The sequence below is a fragment of the Streptomyces sp. NPDC057307 genome (genome assembly GCF_042667665.1).
Classification (GTDB): domain Bacteria; phylum Actinomycetota; class Actinomycetes; order Streptomycetales; family Streptomycetaceae; genus Streptomyces.
Genome location: NZ_JBHUZM010000038.1, coordinates 1 through 18,050, shown reverse-complemented (window position 1 = coordinate 18,050; position 18,050 = coordinate 1). Strand labels below are relative to the sequence as shown.

General features: G+C 72.3%; 13 protein-coding genes and 1 pseudogene. 4 read left to right on the top strand and 10 right to left on the bottom strand.

Going from position 1 to position 18,050, the window contains the following annotated elements:
* Nucleotide 1: 1 nt before the first annotated feature.
* The 5 genes and pseudogenes from ACFUN8_RS16385 to ACFUN8_RS16365 all read right to left on the bottom strand — a co-directional run.
* Nucleotides 2–1,246, bottom strand: coding sequence for a sigma-70 family RNA polymerase sigma factor (locus tag ACFUN8_RS16385; RefSeq protein WP_383637088.1), 1,245 nt, complete (start codon nucleotides 1,244–1,246; stop codon nucleotides 2–4).
* 505 nt (nucleotides 1,247–1,751) lie between these two features.
* Nucleotides 1,752–3,674, bottom strand: coding sequence for a DNA primase (gene dnaG / locus ACFUN8_RS16380; RefSeq protein ID WP_383637085.1), 1,923 nt, complete (start codon nucleotides 3,672–3,674; stop codon nucleotides 1,752–1,754).
* A gap of 66 nt (nucleotides 3,675–3,740) precedes the next feature.
* Complete coding sequence (locus ACFUN8_RS16375; RefSeq protein WP_383637082.1) at nucleotides 3,741–5,018, bottom strand: NAD(P)/FAD-dependent oxidoreductase; 1,278 nt, start codon at nucleotides 5,016–5,018, stop codon at nucleotides 3,741–3,743.
* A gap of 212 nt (nucleotides 5,019–5,230) precedes the next feature.
* Nucleotides 5,231–6,586, bottom strand: a complete 1,356-nt coding sequence (locus ACFUN8_RS16370; protein WP_383637079.1) for a deoxyguanosinetriphosphate triphosphohydrolase — start codon at nucleotides 6,584–6,586, stop codon at nucleotides 5,231–5,233.
* A gap of 29 nt (nucleotides 6,587–6,615) precedes the next feature.
* Nucleotides 6,616–7,359, bottom strand: a pseudogene (locus tag ACFUN8_RS16365) (sirohydrochlorin chelatase); the annotation flags it as partial.
* Nucleotides 7,360–7,522: 163 nt separating this feature from the next.
* On the opposite strand from ACFUN8_RS16365, the gene ACFUN8_RS16360 reads away from it, so the two are divergent.
* The gene (locus tag ACFUN8_RS16360; protein WP_383637170.1) at nucleotides 7,523–8,278 is read left to right on the top strand and encodes a vancomycin high temperature exclusion protein; all 756 of its coding nucleotides are present in this window, start codon (nucleotides 7,523–7,525) and stop codon (nucleotides 8,276–8,278) included.
* Nucleotides 8,279–8,399: 121 nt separating this feature from the next.
* A complete protein-coding gene (locus ACFUN8_RS16355) occupies nucleotides 8,400–10,496 on the top strand; it encodes a molybdopterin oxidoreductase family protein (RefSeq protein WP_383637076.1) in 2,097 nt (698 codons plus the stop codon).
* Nucleotides 10,497–10,669: 173 nt separating this feature from the next.
* Here ACFUN8_RS16355 and ACFUN8_RS16350 read toward each other — a convergent pair whose 3' ends face one another.
* From ACFUN8_RS16350 to ACFUN8_RS16330, 5 genes are all read right to left on the bottom strand, one after another.
* Nucleotides 10,670–12,436: a CocE/NonD family hydrolase gene (locus ACFUN8_RS16350; RefSeq protein WP_383637073.1), complete on the bottom strand. Its 1,767-nt coding sequence runs from the start codon at nucleotides 12,434–12,436 to the stop codon at nucleotides 10,670–10,672.
* A gap of 44 nt (nucleotides 12,437–12,480) precedes the next feature.
* Nucleotides 12,481–13,332 (bottom strand): ABC transporter permease, encoded by an 852-nt coding sequence (locus ACFUN8_RS16345; protein WP_383637070.1) that lies wholly within the window; start codon nucleotides 13,330–13,332, stop codon nucleotides 12,481–12,483.
* Entirely contained in the window at nucleotides 13,329–14,237 is a 909-nt protein-coding gene (locus ACFUN8_RS16340; RefSeq protein ID WP_383637067.1) for an ABC transporter permease, read from the bottom strand. Before ACFUN8_RS16340 ends, ACFUN8_RS16345 begins: the two co-directional genes overlap by 4 nt.
* Nucleotides 14,238–14,242: 5 nt before the next feature.
* Nucleotides 14,243–15,292, bottom strand: a complete 1,050-nt coding sequence (locus ACFUN8_RS16335; protein WP_383637064.1) for an ABC transporter substrate-binding protein — start codon at nucleotides 15,290–15,292, stop codon at nucleotides 14,243–14,245.
* Between the two features lie 136 nt (nucleotides 15,293–15,428).
* On the bottom strand, nucleotides 15,429–16,289 hold the full coding sequence (locus ACFUN8_RS16330) for an ABC transporter ATP-binding protein (RefSeq protein WP_383637061.1): 861 nt from the start codon (nucleotides 16,287–16,289) through the stop codon (nucleotides 15,429–15,431).
* Nucleotides 16,290–16,375: 86 nt separating this feature from the next.
* Here ACFUN8_RS16330 and ACFUN8_RS16325 point away from each other — a divergent pair, with 86 nt between their 5' ends.
* Nucleotides 16,376–17,110 (top strand): alpha/beta fold hydrolase, encoded by a 735-nt coding sequence (locus ACFUN8_RS16325; protein WP_383637058.1) that lies wholly within the window; start codon nucleotides 16,376–16,378, stop codon nucleotides 17,108–17,110.
* A gap of 140 nt (nucleotides 17,111–17,250) precedes the next feature.
* Nucleotides 17,251–18,006 carry a GntR family transcriptional regulator gene (locus ACFUN8_RS16320; RefSeq protein WP_383637055.1) on the top strand — a complete coding sequence of 252 codons (756 nt, stop codon included), beginning with the start codon at nucleotides 17,251–17,253 and terminating at the stop codon, nucleotides 18,004–18,006.
* The last annotated feature ends 44 nt before the right edge of the window (nucleotides 18,007–18,050 follow it).

The following is an 18,050-nucleotide window of genomic DNA, read 5'->3' as shown; positions in this document are numbered from 1 at the left end:
TTCAGTCCAGGTAGCCGCGGAGCTGATCGGCGAACGCGTGGTCGCGCAGTTTGCTCAGGGTCTTGGACTCGATCTGCCGGATCCGCTCGCGCGTCACACCGAAGATCCGCCCTATCTCCTCCAGCGTGCGGGGGCGGCCGTCCGCCAGGCCGTAACGGAGCTGGACGACCTTGCGTTCGCGCTCGCCGAGCGTGGAGAGGACCGCCTCCAGATGCTCGCGGAGCAGCAGGAACGCCGCCGACTCGACGGGTGAGGCCGCGTCGCCGTCCTCGATCAGGTCACCGAAGGCGACATCGTCCTCCTCGCCCACCGGCGCGTGCAGCGAGACGGGTTCCTGGGCGAGCCGCAGGACCTCGCCGACCCGCTCGGCGGTCAACTCCAGCTGTCCGGCGACCTCTTCGTGGGTCGGTTCGTACCCTCGCTCCTGGAGCATGCGGCGCTGGACGCGGACGACGCGGTTGATCAGCTCGACCACATGGACGGGGACCCGGATCGTACGGGCCTGGTCGGCCAGGGCCCGGGACATGGCCTGGCGTATCCACCAGGTCGCGTACGTGGAGAACTTGTAGCCGCGCGCGTAGTCGAACTTCTCCACGGCCCGGATCAGGCCGAGGTTTCCCTCCTGGACGAGGTCGAGCATCGTCAGTCCGCGGCCGACGTAGCGCTTGGCGACGGAGACGACGAGCCGCAGATTCGCCTCGATCAGCCGTCTCTTGGCCATCCGGCCGAGGACGACGAGCCGGTCGAGGTCGAGGGCGAGCTGGGAGTCCAGGTCGGGTGTGGAGCCCAGCTTCTCCTCGGCGAAGAGTCCGGCCTCGACGCGACGCGCGAGGTCCACCTCCTCGACGGCGGTGAGCAGTTTGATCCGTCCGATCTCCCGCAGATACTGCCGGAAGAGGTCGGACGAGGGCCCGCCGCTGTCGGCCTTGCCGCGCGGACCGACGCGTTCGGGGATCTCGGGGATGTCCACCGGGTCCTCGGTGACGGTCTCCGGGGCCGGCTCGGGGGTCGCCTCGGGGTGGTGCGCGGCGCGGCTCTGTGGTGGAACCGCCGACGCAAGCTCGGTCTCGGTCAGGGTCTGGGTCTGCACGGGGGCGGCCTCCAGGGTGATCGCTGCCGGATCGGGGGCGTGCGGCAGCGGGACGTGGGCGGCCGGGCCGCCGTCAGTCCCGTACACGATGAGCGGATCCGCGGGGGTCAGAGGTCCACGGTGGGTGGACCGGCCGCGCTCCGAGAACACAGGCACCGCTGCCCAGTGTGGCGCACGGCACAGGGCCGCCACGAGAGGTGTGCGGGGACTTTCTGAGTCCCGTGCGTAACCGGCCGGTTACCTAAGGATGTTTAGAACGGCGGGAGTTGGGGTGGGTGGGGCTGGAGTGACTGCGGAGGTATCGACGCCGGGCCCGCCCGGTGGGCGGTTCGCTTCTCGATCGCCGGACGGACTGCGCGGCCGTCCGGTGCGGTGCGTCGCAGGGCGGAGGATCGACGTGGTGGACGGCCCGGCCGTACATGGCCGATTCCGGGGGTGCCAGCCAGGCGTCGCGGGCTCGCGAACCTAAGGCGTGTCCGCGAAGTAGCGCCGTCCGCCCGCAGGGCGGGGCCTGCGGGCGCCACGGAGCGGCTGATGTCTCGTTGGTGCGGTGCATCGCAAGGCGGAGGATCGACGTGGTGGACGGCCCGGCCGTACATGGCCGATTCCGGGGGGGCGCCGTCCAGGCATCGCGGGCCGGGCGGGACTTTGCGGACAGGACCTAGAGCGCCGCCGCGCCGCTGTTGCGCAGCGACTGGCGGTACTGCTGGAGCACCCACAGTTCGTTCTGTACGGCCTGGTGGCGCTCGGCGTCCGCGCCCGTGCCCAGGCGTGCCAGCGTGCCCGTCACGTCGTGGATGCGGAGGTCGACCGCGCGCAGCCGGACGCGGACCAGCTGCTCCCCCGCGTACGCCTCGTCGATCGTCTTGCCGTGGAACACCTCCACCGCCAGCTCCGTGACCAGCGCGCGGACCGCGTCGTTCGGGGCGGCCTCGCGGACTCCCGCCAGATACTCCGGCGCCGAGGCGATGCCCTGCTCCGCGCCGCCCGCGTCCTCGACCGCCCGGCGGACCGCCGCGTACGGCGGGGCGGTGAACTCGTCCACTCCGTAGGCGTCGAAGGCCGGGGAGACCAGCTCCGGGCGCTGGAGGGCCAGCTTCAGCAGCTCGCGTTCGGTGCGGTGGGCGGGGCTGCGGAGGTTGAGCGCGGGGCCGGAGAGGGCCGGGGACCGGCCGGAGTCGTACGAGGACGAGGGGCGGCCCGCCTGGCCGCCGCGCTCCGACGCCGGACCCGCCGGGCCGCGGCCGCCCCGGTCGCGCGCCCAACGCGCCATCTGCGCCACGCGCTTGACCACGAACTGGGTGTCCAGGATGCCGAGGATGCCGGCGAGCTGGACGGCGACCTCGTGCTGCGACGCGCCGTTCTTGATCCGGGCCACGATGGGGCCCGCCTCGTCCAACGCGGACGCGCGGCCGGCCGGGGTCTCCAGGTCGTACCGGGACACGATCTGGCGGATCGCGAACTCGAAGAGCGGTGTGCGCGGTTCCACCAGGTCCTGGACCGCCGCGTCGCCCTTGCTGAGGCGCAGCTCGCACGGGTCCATGCCGTCGGGCGCGATCGCGATGTAGGTCTCGGCGGCGAACTTCTGGTCGTCCTCGAAGGCGCGCAGCGCGGCCTTCTGGCCCGCCGCGTCACCGTCGAAGGTGAAGATCACCCGGGCGCTGCCGTTGTCCATCAGCAGCCGGCGCAGGATCTTGATGTGGTCGGTGCCGAAGGCCGTGCCGCAGGTGGCGATGGCGGTGGTGATGCCCGCGAGATGGCACGCCATCACGTCGGTGTACCCCTCGACCACCACCGCGCGGCTGGCCTTGGCGATGTCCTTCTTGGCCAGGTCCACCCCGTACAGCACCTGGGACTTCTTGTAGATCGCGGTGTCGGGGGTGTTCAGATACTTCGGCCCGTTGTCGTCGTCGCGCAGTTTGCGCGCGCCGAAGCCGACCACTTCGCCCGAGATGTCGCGGATGGGCCACATCAGCCGGCCCCGGAAGCGGTCGATCGGGCCCCGGCGGCCGTCCTGGGAGAGCCCGGCGAGCAGCAGTTCCTTGTCGCTGAAGCCCTTTCCGCGCAGGAACCGGGTCAGATGGTCCCAGCCCGCCGGGCTGTAGCCGACCCCGAAGTGCTCGGCCGCCGCCTGGTCGAAGCCCCGCTCGGCCAGGAACTTCCGGCCGATCTCGGCCTCTTCGCCACCGAGCTGCTCCACATAGAAGTCGGCTGCCGCCTTGTGCGCCTCGACCAGCCGGATGCGCTCGCCGCGCTGGTGGGTGGGGTTGTACCCGCCCTCCTCGTACCGCAGGGTGATGCCCGCCTTGGCGGCGAGGCGCTCGACGGTCTCGGAGAAGGAGAGATGGTCGATCTTCATCACGAAGGCGATGGTGTCCCCGCCCTCCTGGCAGCCGAAGCAGTGGAAGAGACCCTTGCTCGGACTGACCTGGAAGGACGGGGACTTCTCGTCGTGGAAGGGGCACAGGCCCTTCATGTTGCCGCCGCCGGCGGGGCGCAGTTGCAGGTACTCGGACACGACGGTGTCGATCGGGACCGCGTCCCGAACCACCTTCACGTCGTCGTCGTTGATCCTGCCTGCCACGCCAGAATTCTACGGGCCCGCACCGACAGTCCGTTACGCCCGGTCCCCGGACCGGCGTGAGGGCGGTCAGGTGCCGAGCGTGTCCAGCGGCACCGTCGGGTCGGCGAGGGCGTCGAGGTCCTGCTGGGCACCGGAGCGGATGAGCCGCTGGATGTCGCCGGTGACGTCCCACACGTTGACGTTCATCCCGGCGAGCACCCGGCGGTCCTTGAGCCAGTAGGCGATGAACTCCCGCTTTCCGGCGTCGCCGCGCACCACGACCTGGTCGTAACTGCCGGGCGGCGCCCAGCCCGAGTACTCCAGGCCCAGGTCGTACTGGTCGGAGAAGAAGTACGGCAGCCGGTCGTACGTCACGTCCTGGCCGAGCATCGAGCGGGCGGCGGCCGGGCCGCCGTTGAGCGCGTTGGCCCAGTGTTCGACGCGCAGCCTGTCCGCCGGCAGGTCGGTGCCGGGCAGCGAGAACGGGACGGAGGCCACGTCGCCCGCCGCGTAGATGTCCGGGTCGGAGGTGCGCAGGCCCAGGTCGACGGCGATGCCGCCGCCGTGCTCCCGGCCCACGAGGTCGAGTCCGGCGGCCTCGGCGAGACCCGTACGGGGCGCGGCGCCGATCGCGGCGAGCACGTCGTGCGCCATGTGCTCCTCGCCGTCGTCCGTACGGACGGAGAGGACCATGCCGTCCTGGCCGACGATCTCGGTGAGCCGGGCGCCGAAGTGGAACCGTACGCCGTGCTCGCTGTGGAGTTCGGTGAAGAGCTGGCCCAGCTCCGGGCCGATGACCTGGTGGAGCGGGGTCGGGTGCGGCTCGACGACGGTGACCTCGGCGCCGTACCCGCGCGCGGCCGCGGCGACCTCCAGGCCGATCCAGCCGCCGCCGGCGATGACCAGATGGCCGTTGTCGCGGCCGAGGGCGCTCAGGACGTGGCGCAGCCGGTCGGCGTGGGCGAGCCTGCGCAGATGGTGGACGCCCGCGAGGTCGGTGCCGGGGATGTCGAGGCGGCGCGGTTCGGAGCCGGTGGTGAGGAGCAGTTTGTCGTAGCGCACGGAGGTGCCGTCGCCGAGGTGGACGCAGCGGGATTCGCGGTCGACCTCGGTGACCGTCTGGCCGAGGTGCAGCTCCACCTGGTGCCGGGCGTACCAGGCGGGTTCGTGGACGAAGACGCTCTCGCGCTCCTCCTTGCCGGTCAGAAAGCCCTTGGACAGCGGGGGGCGTTCGTAGGGGTGGTCTCCCTCGTCCCCGATGACGATCACTCGGCCGGTGAATCCGTCGGAACGGAGGGTTTCCGCGGCCTTCGCCCCGGCGAGCCCACCACCGACGATGACGAATGTCCGATGTGCGTCGACCACTTGATGCCTCCTCGTTACGCTGCCGCCATCTGTGAGCGTCCCGCACGGAGCGTGATGGCGAAAGAGGGGAGGCTCCACGGGCATGGTTCCGGCTTGATGTGGCTACCTTGCTACACGCGTCACCCCATGGCGGGGCGGCTCGGCCCGCTTCGGCCGTTGGCTGAATATGACGGGTGCGGGGTGCGGGGCGCTCTTGTCGCGGTCCACGGCGGTCAGGTGCGTCCGGTGAGAGCCGTGTGGAGGGAGCGCGCCGCGGCGTCTGTGAGAGAGGCGATCTGGTCGACGATCACACGCTTGCGGGCGCGGTCGTCGGACGCCGTCTCGAACAGGGCGCGGAACTGGGGATCCAGCCCGTCGGGGGCGCGGGCCGTGAGTGTCCAGGCGAGTTCGGCGAGGACGATGCGCTGGTCCGCGCGGAGGGACTCCTGGTCGGCGCGCTGCATCACATAGCGGTGGGCGACGGCTTTCAGTACGGCGCACTCGTCGCGCGCCCCGCGCGGGACGACCAGCGAGGCGCCGTAGCGGGTGAGCCGGCCGGTGCCGTACTCCACCCGGGTCGCGCCCTCGGCGGCGAGACAGAACCGGCCGATGAGCTGGCTGGTGGCGTCCTTGAGCCTGGCCTGGGCGACGGCCGTCCCGTCGTAGCCGTGCGGCCACCACTCCTCGGCCATGAGGCGGTCGAGCGCGGCGGCCAGTTGGTGCGGGTCGGTGTCGTGCGGTACGTAGCGGCCGATCGCGACCGCCCAGACCTCGTCCCGTTCGGGCCCGGAGAGGAGCGTCTTCGGGTCGATGTGGCCGGCGTGCAGACCGTCCTCGAAGTCGTGCACCGAGTACGCGACGTCGTCGGCCCAGTCCATGACCTGCGCCTCGAAGCAGGTGCGGTTCGGCGGGGCGCCGCGCCTGGCCCATTCGAAGACCGGCAGGTCGTCCTCGTACACACCGAACTTCACCGAGCCGGGGTCGGTGGGGTGGGCACCCTGCGGCCAGGGGTACTTCGTCGCGGCGTCGAGGACGGCGCGGGTGAGGTTGAGGCCGACGCTGACGAGGCGGGCGCCGCCGCCGGCTTCGACGGCCGCCTCGGCCCGGGGCGCGGTGACGGCCGGGGACACCGAGTCGGCGCGGACGAAACGCTTCGGCTCGATACGGGTGAGCAGCCGCAGCGACTGGGCGTTGCCCTCGAAGCCGCCGCAGTCCTTCGCGAAGTCGTTCAGCACCTGTTCGCCGTTGTGGCCGAACGGCGGATGGCCCATGTCGTGCGAGAGGCACGCCGTCTCGACGAGGTCCGGGTCGCAGCCGAGCGCGGCGCCGAGTTCCCGGCCCACCTGGGCGCACTCCAGGGAGTGCGTCAGCCGGGTGCGCGGGCTGGCGTCCCACTCCCGGCTCTGCGAGCCGGGGGTCACCACCTGGGTCTTGCCGGCGAGACGACGCAGGGCGGAGGAGTGCAGGACGCGGGCGCGGTCGCGCTGGAAGGCGGTGCGGCCGGGGCGCTTGTCGGGCTCGGCCGAGAAACGTGCGGTGTCCGCCTCGTCGTAGGCGCTGTCGTCGTGAGGTGCGGTGATGCCTTCCATGCATCGAAGGTAACCGGGTCCGGGTCCGGGCGGGTCCGCGCCTCCTCCTGGCACTCGTCGTATCGGTGCAGGAGGAGGTGCGCCAGGTCCGGGTGGTCGCCGAGCGGGGCGGCGGCGATCCAGGGGGCGTGGGCGGCGGAGCGGGTGGCGAAGTGGCCGGGGGCGGTGAAGTACGACGCCAGCGCGATCCGGCTCCGCCCGCGTGCGGCCAGGTCCCGTACGGCGTCGGGGACGGTGGGCGCGGCGGCCGACGCGTACGCGGGGACGACGGGCACCCCGCCGAGCCGCGCGCTCAGCAGCGCGGCCGTACGGCGGGTGGCGGCGGCCGACCGGGGGTCGCGTGATCCGGCGGCGGCGAGTACGACGCCGGTGTCGTTCGCACGGTGCGCCTCGTCGCGCCAGCCGGCCTCCACCAGGCGCGCGTGCAGCGCCCGGGCCAGCAGCGGGTGCGGGCCGAGGGGCGCGGCGATCGTGGTGCGCAGCCGGGGTGCGGCGGCGGCCGCGCGCGGCAGGTCGTACCCGACGTGGTGCCCGGGTCCGAGCAGCAGCGGTACGAGTACGGCCCGGCCGCCTCCCAAGGAGGCGAGCGTGTCGGTGAGGGACGGCTGCTCGATCTCGATGTGCCCGAGCCGGACGGTGAGGCCGGGCCTCTGCCGCTGGACGCGTCGCAGCAGGGCCCTGACGGTGCGCAGGGCACGGGGGTCGCGGCTGCCGTGGGCGACGACGACGAGGGTGGGCGCGGAGGCGGGCGCGAGGGTGGGCGGCTCTTCCATGGGGCGATCCTGTGGGGCGGACGTTGCCGGATGGTTGCCGGGTGTGTCGTGGGGGTTTTCGGGGTGCTCACAGACGGGAGGGGCGCGTGGCGAACTCTTCGGCGGTGCCGATCGTCGTACCGAGTACGTACTTCGTACGTACGGATGATGGGGGCTCATGTTCATGCCGAAGACGCCGACGACGGCACGGCTGCGGAAGGCGCTGACCGCCGTTCGGCTGCGAGCGGTACGGCTGCGAGGGGTGGTGCGGCTGCGGAAGGTGGTGCGGCTGCCGAGGACCCGGCGGGGGCAGCGGCGTGGGTTGCAGGCCGTCATGCTCGGATGCGCGCTGGCGCTCGTGCCCGCGACATGGCTGTACACGACGGCCGACGCCCATGTCCGTACGCTCGCCGACGTACCGGCGCGGGACGTCGCGGTCGTCTTCGGGGCCGGTCTGCGCGAGGGCGCGCCGACGCCGTATCTGGCGCACCGTCTCGACGCCGCCGCCGAGTTGTACGAGGGCGGAAAGGTGAAGGTCGTGCTCGTCACCGGGGACAACAGCCGGGAGGAGTACGACGAGCCGGACGCCATGCGGACGTATCTGACGGCGCGTGGCGTGCCGGACGACCGGATCGTCAGCGACTTCGCGGGCTTCGACACGTGGGACAGCTGCGTCCGGGCGAAGAAGATCTTCGGCGTCGAGCGGGCGGTGCTGGTGACGCAGGACTTCCATGTGCGGCGCGCGGTCGCGCTCTGCCGGGCGGCGGGCGTCGATTCGTACGGTGTCGGGGTCGCCGAGCGGCGGGACGTCACCTGGTACTACGGCGGAGTGCGGGAGTTGGCGGCGGCGGGCAAGGCGGCGCTCGACGCGGTGACGCGGCCCGATCCGCACTTCCTCGGCCCGGTCGAGACGGGTGTACGCGAGGCGCTGGCCGGGTGAGAGCGTCCTCACAGCGGTGAGAGCGTCCTCACAGCGGCGGGGCGTCGTGCGGGAGGTGCGCGTGTCGGGGGCGTAACCGCGTACGGGCGGGGGCGTAACACCGTGAACGCACGCTTTGGCCATGACGACCGATGGAGCCGTGACCGACGCCGTCCCGACGCACTGCCCCTACTGCGCGTTGCAGTGCGGGATGGGGCTGCGGCGGGCGCCGGACGGCGCCGGTGTGGAGGTCGTCGAGCGCGCCGACTTCCCCGTCAACCGCGGCGCGCTGTGCGGCAAGGGGCGTACGGCGCCGGCCGTGCTGTCCTCGCGGGTGCGGCTCACCGAACCGCTCGTCCGGCGGTCCCCGGGCGGCCCGCTCGAACCCGCCGGCTGGGACGAGGCGTTGGGCGCCGTCGCCGACGGGCTCGCGCGGACGCGCACGGACCACGGGCCGGACGCGGTGGGCGTGTTCGGCGGGGGCGGGCTGACCAACGAGAAGGCTTACGCGCTCGGCAAGTTCGCCCGCGTCGTGCTCGGGACCTCGCAGATCGACTACAACGGGCGCTTCTGCATGTCGTCGGCGGCCGCCGCGCATCAGCGGGCGTTCGGGCTGGACCGGGGGCTGCCGTTCCCGCTCGACGACATCGCGCGTACGGGATGCGTGATCCTGGTCGGTTCGAATCTCGCCGAGACGATGCCGCCCGCGCTGCGGTATCTGACCGAACTGCGCGAGAACGGCGGCACGTTGATCGTGGTGGACCCGCGCAGGACGAGAACCGCCGAGCAGGCGGACCTCCATCTGGCGCCCCGGCCCGGCACGGATCTGGCGTTGGCGCTGGGCCTGGCGCACCTGGTGGTGGCGGGGGGCCGGACGGACGAGGAGTTCGTGCGGGAGCGTACGACGGGCTGGCCGGCGGCCAGGGCGGCGGTGATGGCGCACTGGCCGGAGCACGTCGAACGGATCACGGGGGTCCCGGTGCCCCAACTCCGCGAGGCGGTGCGGCTGTTCTGCGACGCGCCGACGGGCATGGTGCTCACGGCGCGCGGGCCGGAGCAGCACTCCAAGGGCACCGACACCGTGGGCGCCTGGATCAACCTCTGTCTCGCGACGGGCCGCGCTGGTCGGCCGCTGTCCGGCTACGGCTGTCTCACCGGTCAGGGCAACGGCCAGGGCGGGCGTGAACACGGCCAGAAGGCCGACCAGTTGCCGGGCTACCGGAAGCTGACGGACCCGGCCGCGCGGGAGCATGTGGCGCGGGTGTGGGGGGTGGCTCCCGACGCGCTGCCGGGGCCGGGGCGCAGCGCGTACGAACTGCTCGACGCGCTCGGCGGTGAGGTGAAGGCGCTGCTGCTGATGGGTTCGAACCCGGTCGTCTCGGCGCCGCGCGCCGCGCACATCGAGGGGCGGCTGCGTTCGCTGGACTTCCTGGCCGTGGCGGACGTGGTGCTCTCGGAGACGGCGGCGCTCGCCGATGTCGTGCTGCCGGTGGCGCAGTGGGCGGAGGAGACGGGGACGACGACGAGCCTGGAGGGGCGGGTCCTGCTGCGGCGCCGGGCGATCACGCCGCCGTCGGGCGTACGGAGCGATCTTCAGGTGCTGCACGGGCTGGCGGGGCTGCTCGGTCATGAGAAGGGGTTTCCGGCGGATCCGGAGGAGGTCTTCGAGGAGTTGCGCCAGGCGTCGGCGGGCGGTCCGGCCGACTACTCGGGGATCACCTACCGGCGGATCGCGGCGGAGGACGGGGTGTTCTGGCCGTGCCCCGAGGAGAGCCATCCCGGCACACCGCGCCTCTTCCTCGACCGGTTCGCGACGGACGACGGGCGGGCCCGCTTCGTCCCCGTGGTCCATCGCCCGGCCGCCGAGGAGACGGACGCGGAGTATCCGGTGCTGCTCACGACGGGGCGGGTCGTCTCGCAGTACCAGTCGGGCGCCCAGACCCGGCGCGTGGCCGAGCTGAACGCCGCCGCGCCGGGCCCCTTCGTGGAGCTGCACCCACGGCTCGCCGAGCGGCTCGGGGTGGCCGAGGGCGACCGGCTCGCCGTGGTGTCACGGCGCGGAAGGGCGGTCGCGCCGGCGCGGATCACGACCGCGATCCGCGCGGACACGGTCTTCATGCCGTTCCACTGGCCGGGCGAGGGCCGGGCGAACAACCTGACGAACCCGGCGCTCGACCCGACGTCCCGGATGCCGGAGTTCAAGGTGTGCGCGGTGCGCGTGGAGCGCTTCGATTCCTAGGCCCTGTCTTCAAAGTCCCGCCTGGCCTGCGACGCCTGGCACGGCACCTCGCCGCGTTGTCGGAGTCGACCAAGTACGCCCAGTACGAGGCCGATCCTCCGCCTTGCGATGCACCGCACCAGACGCCGCAGGCCCCGCCCTACGGGCGGACGGCGCTACTTTGAAGACAGGTCCTAGGGCCTCTTCGGGATCACCGGCAGCAGCAGGTACGACGCGTGGTCGCCGCCCGTGTGGACCGTCGTCCGGCCGTCGTAGGTGCCCGCCACCCGGTCGTGGTCGTCGTTGTGCAGGAACGGACCGCAGCCGGTGAGGTCGTTCTTCAGGTTGGACAGCCGGGCGCTGGGGCCCGGGTAGACGTAGTCCTTGCCCCGTATCTGGAGTGCGATCCGGTAGCCGGCCGGGACGACCAGACAGGTCGGGAGGATCTCGATGTCGAGTTCGTGCACCTCCCCCGGCACCAGCGGCTCGGCGCGGTCGTGCGGGTGGTAGGGGCGGTGGGCGGTGGACAGTTCGGGGTCGAGGCGGCGGTGGGACGCCCGGAGCCAGCCCTGGGCGACGGGGGTGTGCGGGTCGAGCGCGCCCTGGAAGACGACCTCGTCGCCGGTGGGTGAGTAGACCCGTACGACGAGGAACAGGTCGGCGTCGGTGGTGCTGGTGGAGACGTACAGCTTGGCCGCCAGGGGCCCGGTGATCTCGGTCTCCTCGGTGAGCGGCGGGGTGCTGAACTCCAGTCCGTCGCCGAGCGCGGCGAACTCCGCCGACGCCCCGCCGGCCGGTGTCTCGGCGCCGAGGGTCGAACCGGCGGCGTCCAGATGGAGTTTCGTCCACCGCGTGGACGGCAGCGGCCAGGCGTCCTCGCCGCGCTCCGTGAAGGTCGCGTCGACGTGCCGGATCTGCAGTTGCACCGCCGGGCGGTCCTCCCAGCCGTTGGCCTCGTCCTTGAGATAGCGGTCGAAGAAACGCTTCTGGAGGTCGACGCCGTAGTCGGTGTAGAACAGCGGCCAGTGCGCGTGGCCGTGCATCTCCAGCCACTTGGCTTCGGACGCGGCCCGTACGAAGCCCTCCACGTTGCCGCGCAGATGCAGGCCCTGGCCGCCCCAGTTGCCACAGCTCAGGACCGGCACGTCGATGGCGTCCCAGTCGGCCGACCGGTCCCGGTGGTACGCGTCGTGGAAGGGGTGCGCGGCGATGTCGGCGCCCAGGTCGGTGCGGTTCTTGGCCAGTTCGGCCGTGTCGAGGAGGTCGTCGCCGCAGATGAGCTGCCCCGTGCTGGGGTTGCGGCCGCCGGTCTCGCCGACGCCGTACTGCACGGTCTTGACCTGCATGTCGTACCAGTGGTCCCAGAAGGTGGAGCGGATGCCTCCTTGGTAGGAGCCGTCGCGGTAGAAGTCCGACGCGCCTTCCCACGGGCAGATCGCGGCGAGGTGCGGCGGCCGCAGGGAGGCGACCTGCCACTGGTTCATGGCGTAGTAGGAGATGCCGTTGAGGCCGACGCGTCCGTTGCTCCAGTCGCGGGTGCCCGCCCATTCGACGCAGTCGTGGAAGTCCCGGGTCTCGCGCGGCGAGAACGGGTCGACGCGGCCCGGTGAGCGGCCGGTTCCCCGCGAGTCGACGCGCACGCACGCGTAGCCGTCCGGCACCCATTTCTCCGGGTCGACGACTTCCCAGTTCTGGTACGTGTTCGAGGTGCCGGCCACGGTGTCGGGATGGTCCCGCGCCATGGCCTCCCACGCGCTGGGGTAGCCGCGCTCGAAGGGCAGGCCCTTCGCGTACGGGCCGTAGGTCATGATCACCGGTACGGGGCCGTCGGTCAGCGGGCGGAACACGTCCGCGCGCAGGACGATCCCGTCGTCCATCTCCACGGGCACGTCCCACTCGACCCGCATGCCGCGGACGATCTCGGTCCGGAACGGCCGCCGTGCGTCGCCGTCGTCGGGCATTTCCTGCTCCTTGCTGTTCTGGGGGCTGCGGGCCTGTCGGCCGGTCAGCGGTTGACGTGCAGATGCCAGGGCGCGAGCCGGCGCAGTGCCGCCTCGGTCCCGGTGCGCGCGGCGATGCCGAGCACGGCCAGCACGAGGACGGCGACGAACGCGGCGTCCTGGTCGAACGAGCGGGCGTTGGTGAGGATGAACGTGCCGAGACCCGGCAGGCTGGCGAGGAACTCCACCGCCACCGCGCCGACCAGCGCCCGGCCGACGGCGACCTGAACGCCGGCGACGACGAACGGGAGGGTGGCCGGCAGCAGTACGTCGACCACCACCCGGGGGCGGGACAGCCGCAGCATCTGGGCGAGTTCGGACAGTTGGACCGGTACGTTCCTGGCGCCGTCGCCCGTGCTGACCACGCAGGGCAGGAACGCCGAGAGGGCGATGACGGCCAGCCGGGTCTGGCTGGAGTAGCCCAGCCAGATCGTCGCCATCGGGACGATCGCGAGCATCGGCATGGCGTAGAGGCCGCTGACGTACGGCGAGGTGAGGTGGCGCAGCCACGGCACCCGTCCGACGGCGAGACCGAGTGCGGTTCCCGCGACGCAGCCGATGAGCAGGCCGAGCAGCACGCCGCCCAGGGTCTCGCCGAACGCCGTGCGGAAGTCCGGCGAGGTCAGGGTCGGCCAGGCGGCCCCGGCGACGCCGCTGGGGGTGGGCAGATAGTCGGGCAGCCACAGCCGTACGGAGAGTTCCCAGACGGCCAGGACGAGGGCGGCGACGGTCAGTTTCCCGAGCATGTCGGCGCGGCGGCCGACGGGCCGGTCGGTGCGCCGGGGCCGTTTCGGGGGCCGTACGGGCGCGGGTGCGACGGCGGACGCGGGCGACTTGGTCAGCGCTTCCGGGGTCATGACTTCACCTCCCGCCACCGTGCGAAGTAGCCCTCGACGGCCCGGCCGACGCCCATGAGGGCGACCGCCAGGACCGACACCAGCAGGGTCAGTCCGAGCACGGTGGCCGAGTCGAACCGGGTGCTCGCGGCGAGCAACAGCCCGCCCACGCCGCTGGCGTTGAGGAAGAACTCGGCGGCGAGGGTGCCGACGAAGGCCATCGCGATGCCCTGCCGTACACCGGTCATGGCGTACGGCACGGTGTGCGGCAGCAGGACGTCCTTCCAGATCCGCCACTCGCTGCTGCGGAACGTGCGCGCGACTTCGAGCAGGGTGGCCGGCACCCGGTGTGCGCCTTCCGCCGTGTTGACGGCGATGGGGAACACCGCGGTCAGGAACACCACCAGCGTCTTGGCCGGCAGTCCGAAGCCGAACGCCGACAGGATCAGCGGGGCCAGGGCCACGATCGGTACGGACTGGAGGGCGAACAGCAGCCAGTCGGTGCTGCTGCGCAGCAGCCGGGCCCGGGAGAGCAGCAGGCCGAAGCCGACCCCGGCGACGATCGCGAGGGCGAGTCCGACGACGAGCAGCCGGCCCGACGAGAGCAGCGCGCTGGGCAGCGTGCCGTCCTCGGTGATGGTGGCCAGCGCGGAGAGCGAGCGGCCGGGGGTGGCGAAGAGGACGGGGTCGCGCTGTCCGGCCCACTGCCAGAGGCCGAGTCCGACGAGCAGACCGGCGGCGGAGATGGCGAGCGGTATCAGCCGGCGGGTGACGCGGCGCGTCAGCCTCGGGCCGGCCGGGGGTGCGGTCCCGGGTTCGGCCGGGGCCTCCGCCGGTGCGGCGGACGTGGCGGCGGAGGGTGCGGCGGCCGGGCCCGGTGGCGCGGAGGTGGACCGGTGGGCGGCCCCACGGGTGGCCGGGGACATACCCATCACTTGCCCGTCGCGTCGGCGAACACGGACGGGTCGACCATGTCGTCGTACGTCGGCGCCTTCTGCTTGGGGACGTTGCCGGCGGCCACGGCGCCCTCGATGGTGTGCTCGATGGCGTCACGGTCCAGGCCGTCGCCCGACTTGGGCCAGACGCCCAGCGAGAGGAACGTGGGCAGCGCCGCCTCGGTGACGCTCGCCGGCTCCTTGGTGACGCTCGCGGCCACGGCCGCGACCTCCTTGAGGTTGGCCGGGTCGTTCATGTAGGCGACGGACTCGCGTACGGCGGCGACCATGTCGACCCACTGCTCGCGGGCCGCGCCGTCCAGCGCGCTCTTGGGCGCGACGAGCACCGTGTAGTGCTCCAGCGGGTCGACGCCGGCCAGCGTCATGATCTCCTCGGCCTTCGTGCCGGGCTTGATCTTCTCCCGTACGGTGGCGAGTTCGTCCGGGTGCAGTACGGCGACCTTGACCTGCCCGGCCACCAGCGCGTCGACCGTCGGCGGACCGCCCACGTTGATCGTGCTGACGTCCTTGGGGCCGAGTCCGCAGCTCTTGAGCATGCCGGCCAGGGCGAGGGCCTTCGGGGCGCCGACCGCGTCCACGGCGACCGTCTTGCCCTTGACCGACTCACAGGTCGTGACGCCCGGGTCGGTGCTGGCCAGCAGGTAGGTCGGCTTGGGGAAGCCCATCACGGAGACGACAGAGCCGCCGGTGGCCCGCAGGGCGACGGCGCCCGGGGTGCCGATGATGCCGCCCTGGATCTCGCCGCTCTGCACCGCGCGGCCGACGTCGGCGCCGGTGGTGAGCGGGCGCAGGGTCACGTCGAGGCCGCGGTCCTTGAAGAAGCCCTGCTTCTCGCCCACGTACATCACGGTGTTGAGGAAGATGGGCGGGATGCCCGGCACGCCGATCGTCATCTTGCCGCCGCCGCCCGAGGCGGAACCCGCCGCCGTGTCGGAGCCGCTGTCGCCGCAGCCGGAGAGGACACCGACGAGAGCGAGGACGGTGGCCGCACCGACCAGGGCGGACCTGCGCCGCGGAATCTTCATGAGAGTTGCTCCTTCTTCTTCCGCGCGACGGTGCACGGCGGGCGGGGCTGGCTGAGGGTGGGTGTGGCGGGTGCGTGGGGGCGAGCGAGGCGTGGGGGCGGGTGCGTGGGGCCCGCGGGTGGGGCGGGCGGTGTGGCTAGCGGCCCGATTCGGCGTTCATGATCAGGGACCAGACGCGCTCGCGGATCGCCAGGAACTCCGGCGTCGCCAGTACGGAACGGTCCCGCTCCCGGTCCTGTGGAAGCTTTACGTCGATCAGCTCGGCGACGCCGCTGGGCCGGCCGCCCAGTACGGCGATCCGGTTCCCGAAGAGGACGGCCTCGTCGATCGAGTGGGTGACGAACAGCATCGTCACGGGGTGGTCCTGCCAGATGCGCAGCAGTTCGAACTGGAGTACCTCGCGTGTCTGGGCGTCCAGCGCGCCGAAGGGCTCGTCCATGAGGAGCAGCCGGGGGCGTACGGCCAGCGCCCTGGCCAGGCCGGTGCGCTGCTGCATACCGCCCGACAGCTGGTGCGGGTACGACTTCTCGAAGCCGTCGAGCCCGACGAGGGTGATCAGCTCCCGGGCCCGGTCGAGCGCTTCCTTCTTTCCTGTCCCCCGCACGCGTAGCGCGTAGGCGACGTTCGACTCGACCGTCTTCCAGGGGAAGAGGCCGAAGTGCTGGAAGACCATGGCCACGCCGTCCGGCGTGCCGTCCACGACGCGGCCGTCGATACGGACCGCGCCCTCGGCCGGCGGGATGAGACCGGCCACCGCTCTCAGGAGGGTGGTCTTGCCGCAGCCGGACGGTCCGACGATGGAGAGCACCTCGCCGGCGCCGATGGTCAGGTTGATGTCTTGGGAGACCGTGCGCTCACCGAATCGCATGGTCAGCCCGTCCAGCAGCACCGTGGCACCGGCTCCGGCAGTCGCTCCGGCATCGGCACCGGCATTCGCTCCGGTGTCGTCGCCGTCGCCGGCCGGTATGGCTTGGCGCACCGATTTGATCGTGGTCATAGTGGGGATTCTGGGTCTAAGATGCCTGACACGCAATAGCTATACTTCAGAAACTGGAAAATGCATCATCTTGGTATGAGGTGCCTATGACGACGAGGGCGACCCCGCTTCTCCTGCTGCACACCTGGGGCGGCGACGCCGCGACCTGGGGACCCGCGCTGGGTCATCTCGGCGTGGGCGGGCGGCAGTTGAAGGCGCTCGATCTGCCGGGCCACGGGGCCCGCGCCACCGAGCCGTTCACCGTGGACGGGGCGGTGCGCGCGGCCGTGTCCGCCCATGACGGCGAGTCCGTGGACGTCGTCGGGTCCGGACTCGGCGCGCTCGTCGCGCTCGCCCTGGCCCGGCGGCACCCGGACCGGGTGCGTGCGCTGACGCTGGTCGGGTTCCCCCCGGCCGACGGCGCCGAGGCGGCCCGCCGCCCGGCGGACACCCGGGCCGCGCTGGAGCGCGACGGCGCGGACCTCTTCGCCCGCAACTACGTCGACAGCACGCTCCTGTCCGCCGACCCCGGCCACCGTGACCTGCTGCGCCGCGCGATGGCGGGCACCCGGCCCGAGGTCCTGCTCGACTCCCTGCGCGCCACACTCGGCTGGGCCACGCACGCCCCGGCCACTCCGCTCGGGCTGCCCTGTCAGGTGCTGCGCGGCGCGCGGGACCACCGGGTCGCCGCCACCGCGGCCGAATCGCTCGCCGGCCGGCTCGGCGGCATCAGCGCCGTCGTGCCCGGTGCGGGTCATGTCGCCTACCTGGACGAGCCGGCGGCCTTCGCCGCCGTGCTCACCGCCTTCCACGACGGGATCCGCACGGCACCCGCCGACTGAGGTCCCTCCGTCAATTCGCCGCGCCACACTGGTCCGTTCCGTTCGATGGGACACTCGTCGAGCGCGCCGCCCCGCACCCCGCCCGCACCTCGCCCGCTCCCCCACCGCTCCCCGAGCGCCCACGACAGAAGGACCACGACATGCCGCCGCAGTCCCGACGAACCAAGACCGCCACGACTGACGGCGTCGTACCCAAGCGCGTCGCCAAGACCGTGCCGAAACCGGCGAAAGCGCCCACGAAGCGGGACCGCATCGCCACCGAACTGCGGCGGATGATCAGCGAGGGCGAGCTGCCCCGGGGCAGCCGTATCCAGCAGGACGTGCTCGCCGCGATGTTCGACACGAGCATCACCCCGGTCCGCGAGGCGCTGCGGCTGCTGGAGGCCGAGGGGGTGCTGGTCGGCGAGCCGCACAAGGGCGTCCGGGTCGCGGACGCGGACTACGAGCAGGTCAAGACCGTCTATCTGCTGCGGCGTCTCGTGGAGCCGTACGCGATGCAGCGGGCCGCCCGGCGGCTCTCGCCGCTGGACATCGACCTCGCCGAGCGGCTGGTCACCGACATGGAGCAGGCGGCGGAGGAGGGGGACCGGGCGCGGCTGAACGCGGCCAACTACCAGTTCCACTTCCTCTTCTACGCCAAGTGCGGCAACGAGGGGCTGGCCGCGGAGATCGACCAGCTCTGGCAGAAGTTCCCCTGGGACGTGCTCCAGGTGCTCCACGACCGGGCCGACGAGACCTCCAACGAACACCGCTCCATGCTGGCGGCGGCCCGGCTCGGCGACGGTGACGCGCTGGCGAAGGCCACGGAGTGGCACCTCTCGCGCAGCTTCCTCGCGCTGGGCAAGCACTTGACGGGCCGGCCGGTGGCCGACCCGTTCGACGTCGACAACGACTGAGGCGCGTGTCGTCGTTCGCCGGAGGGGCCGCGGGTGCGTACCCG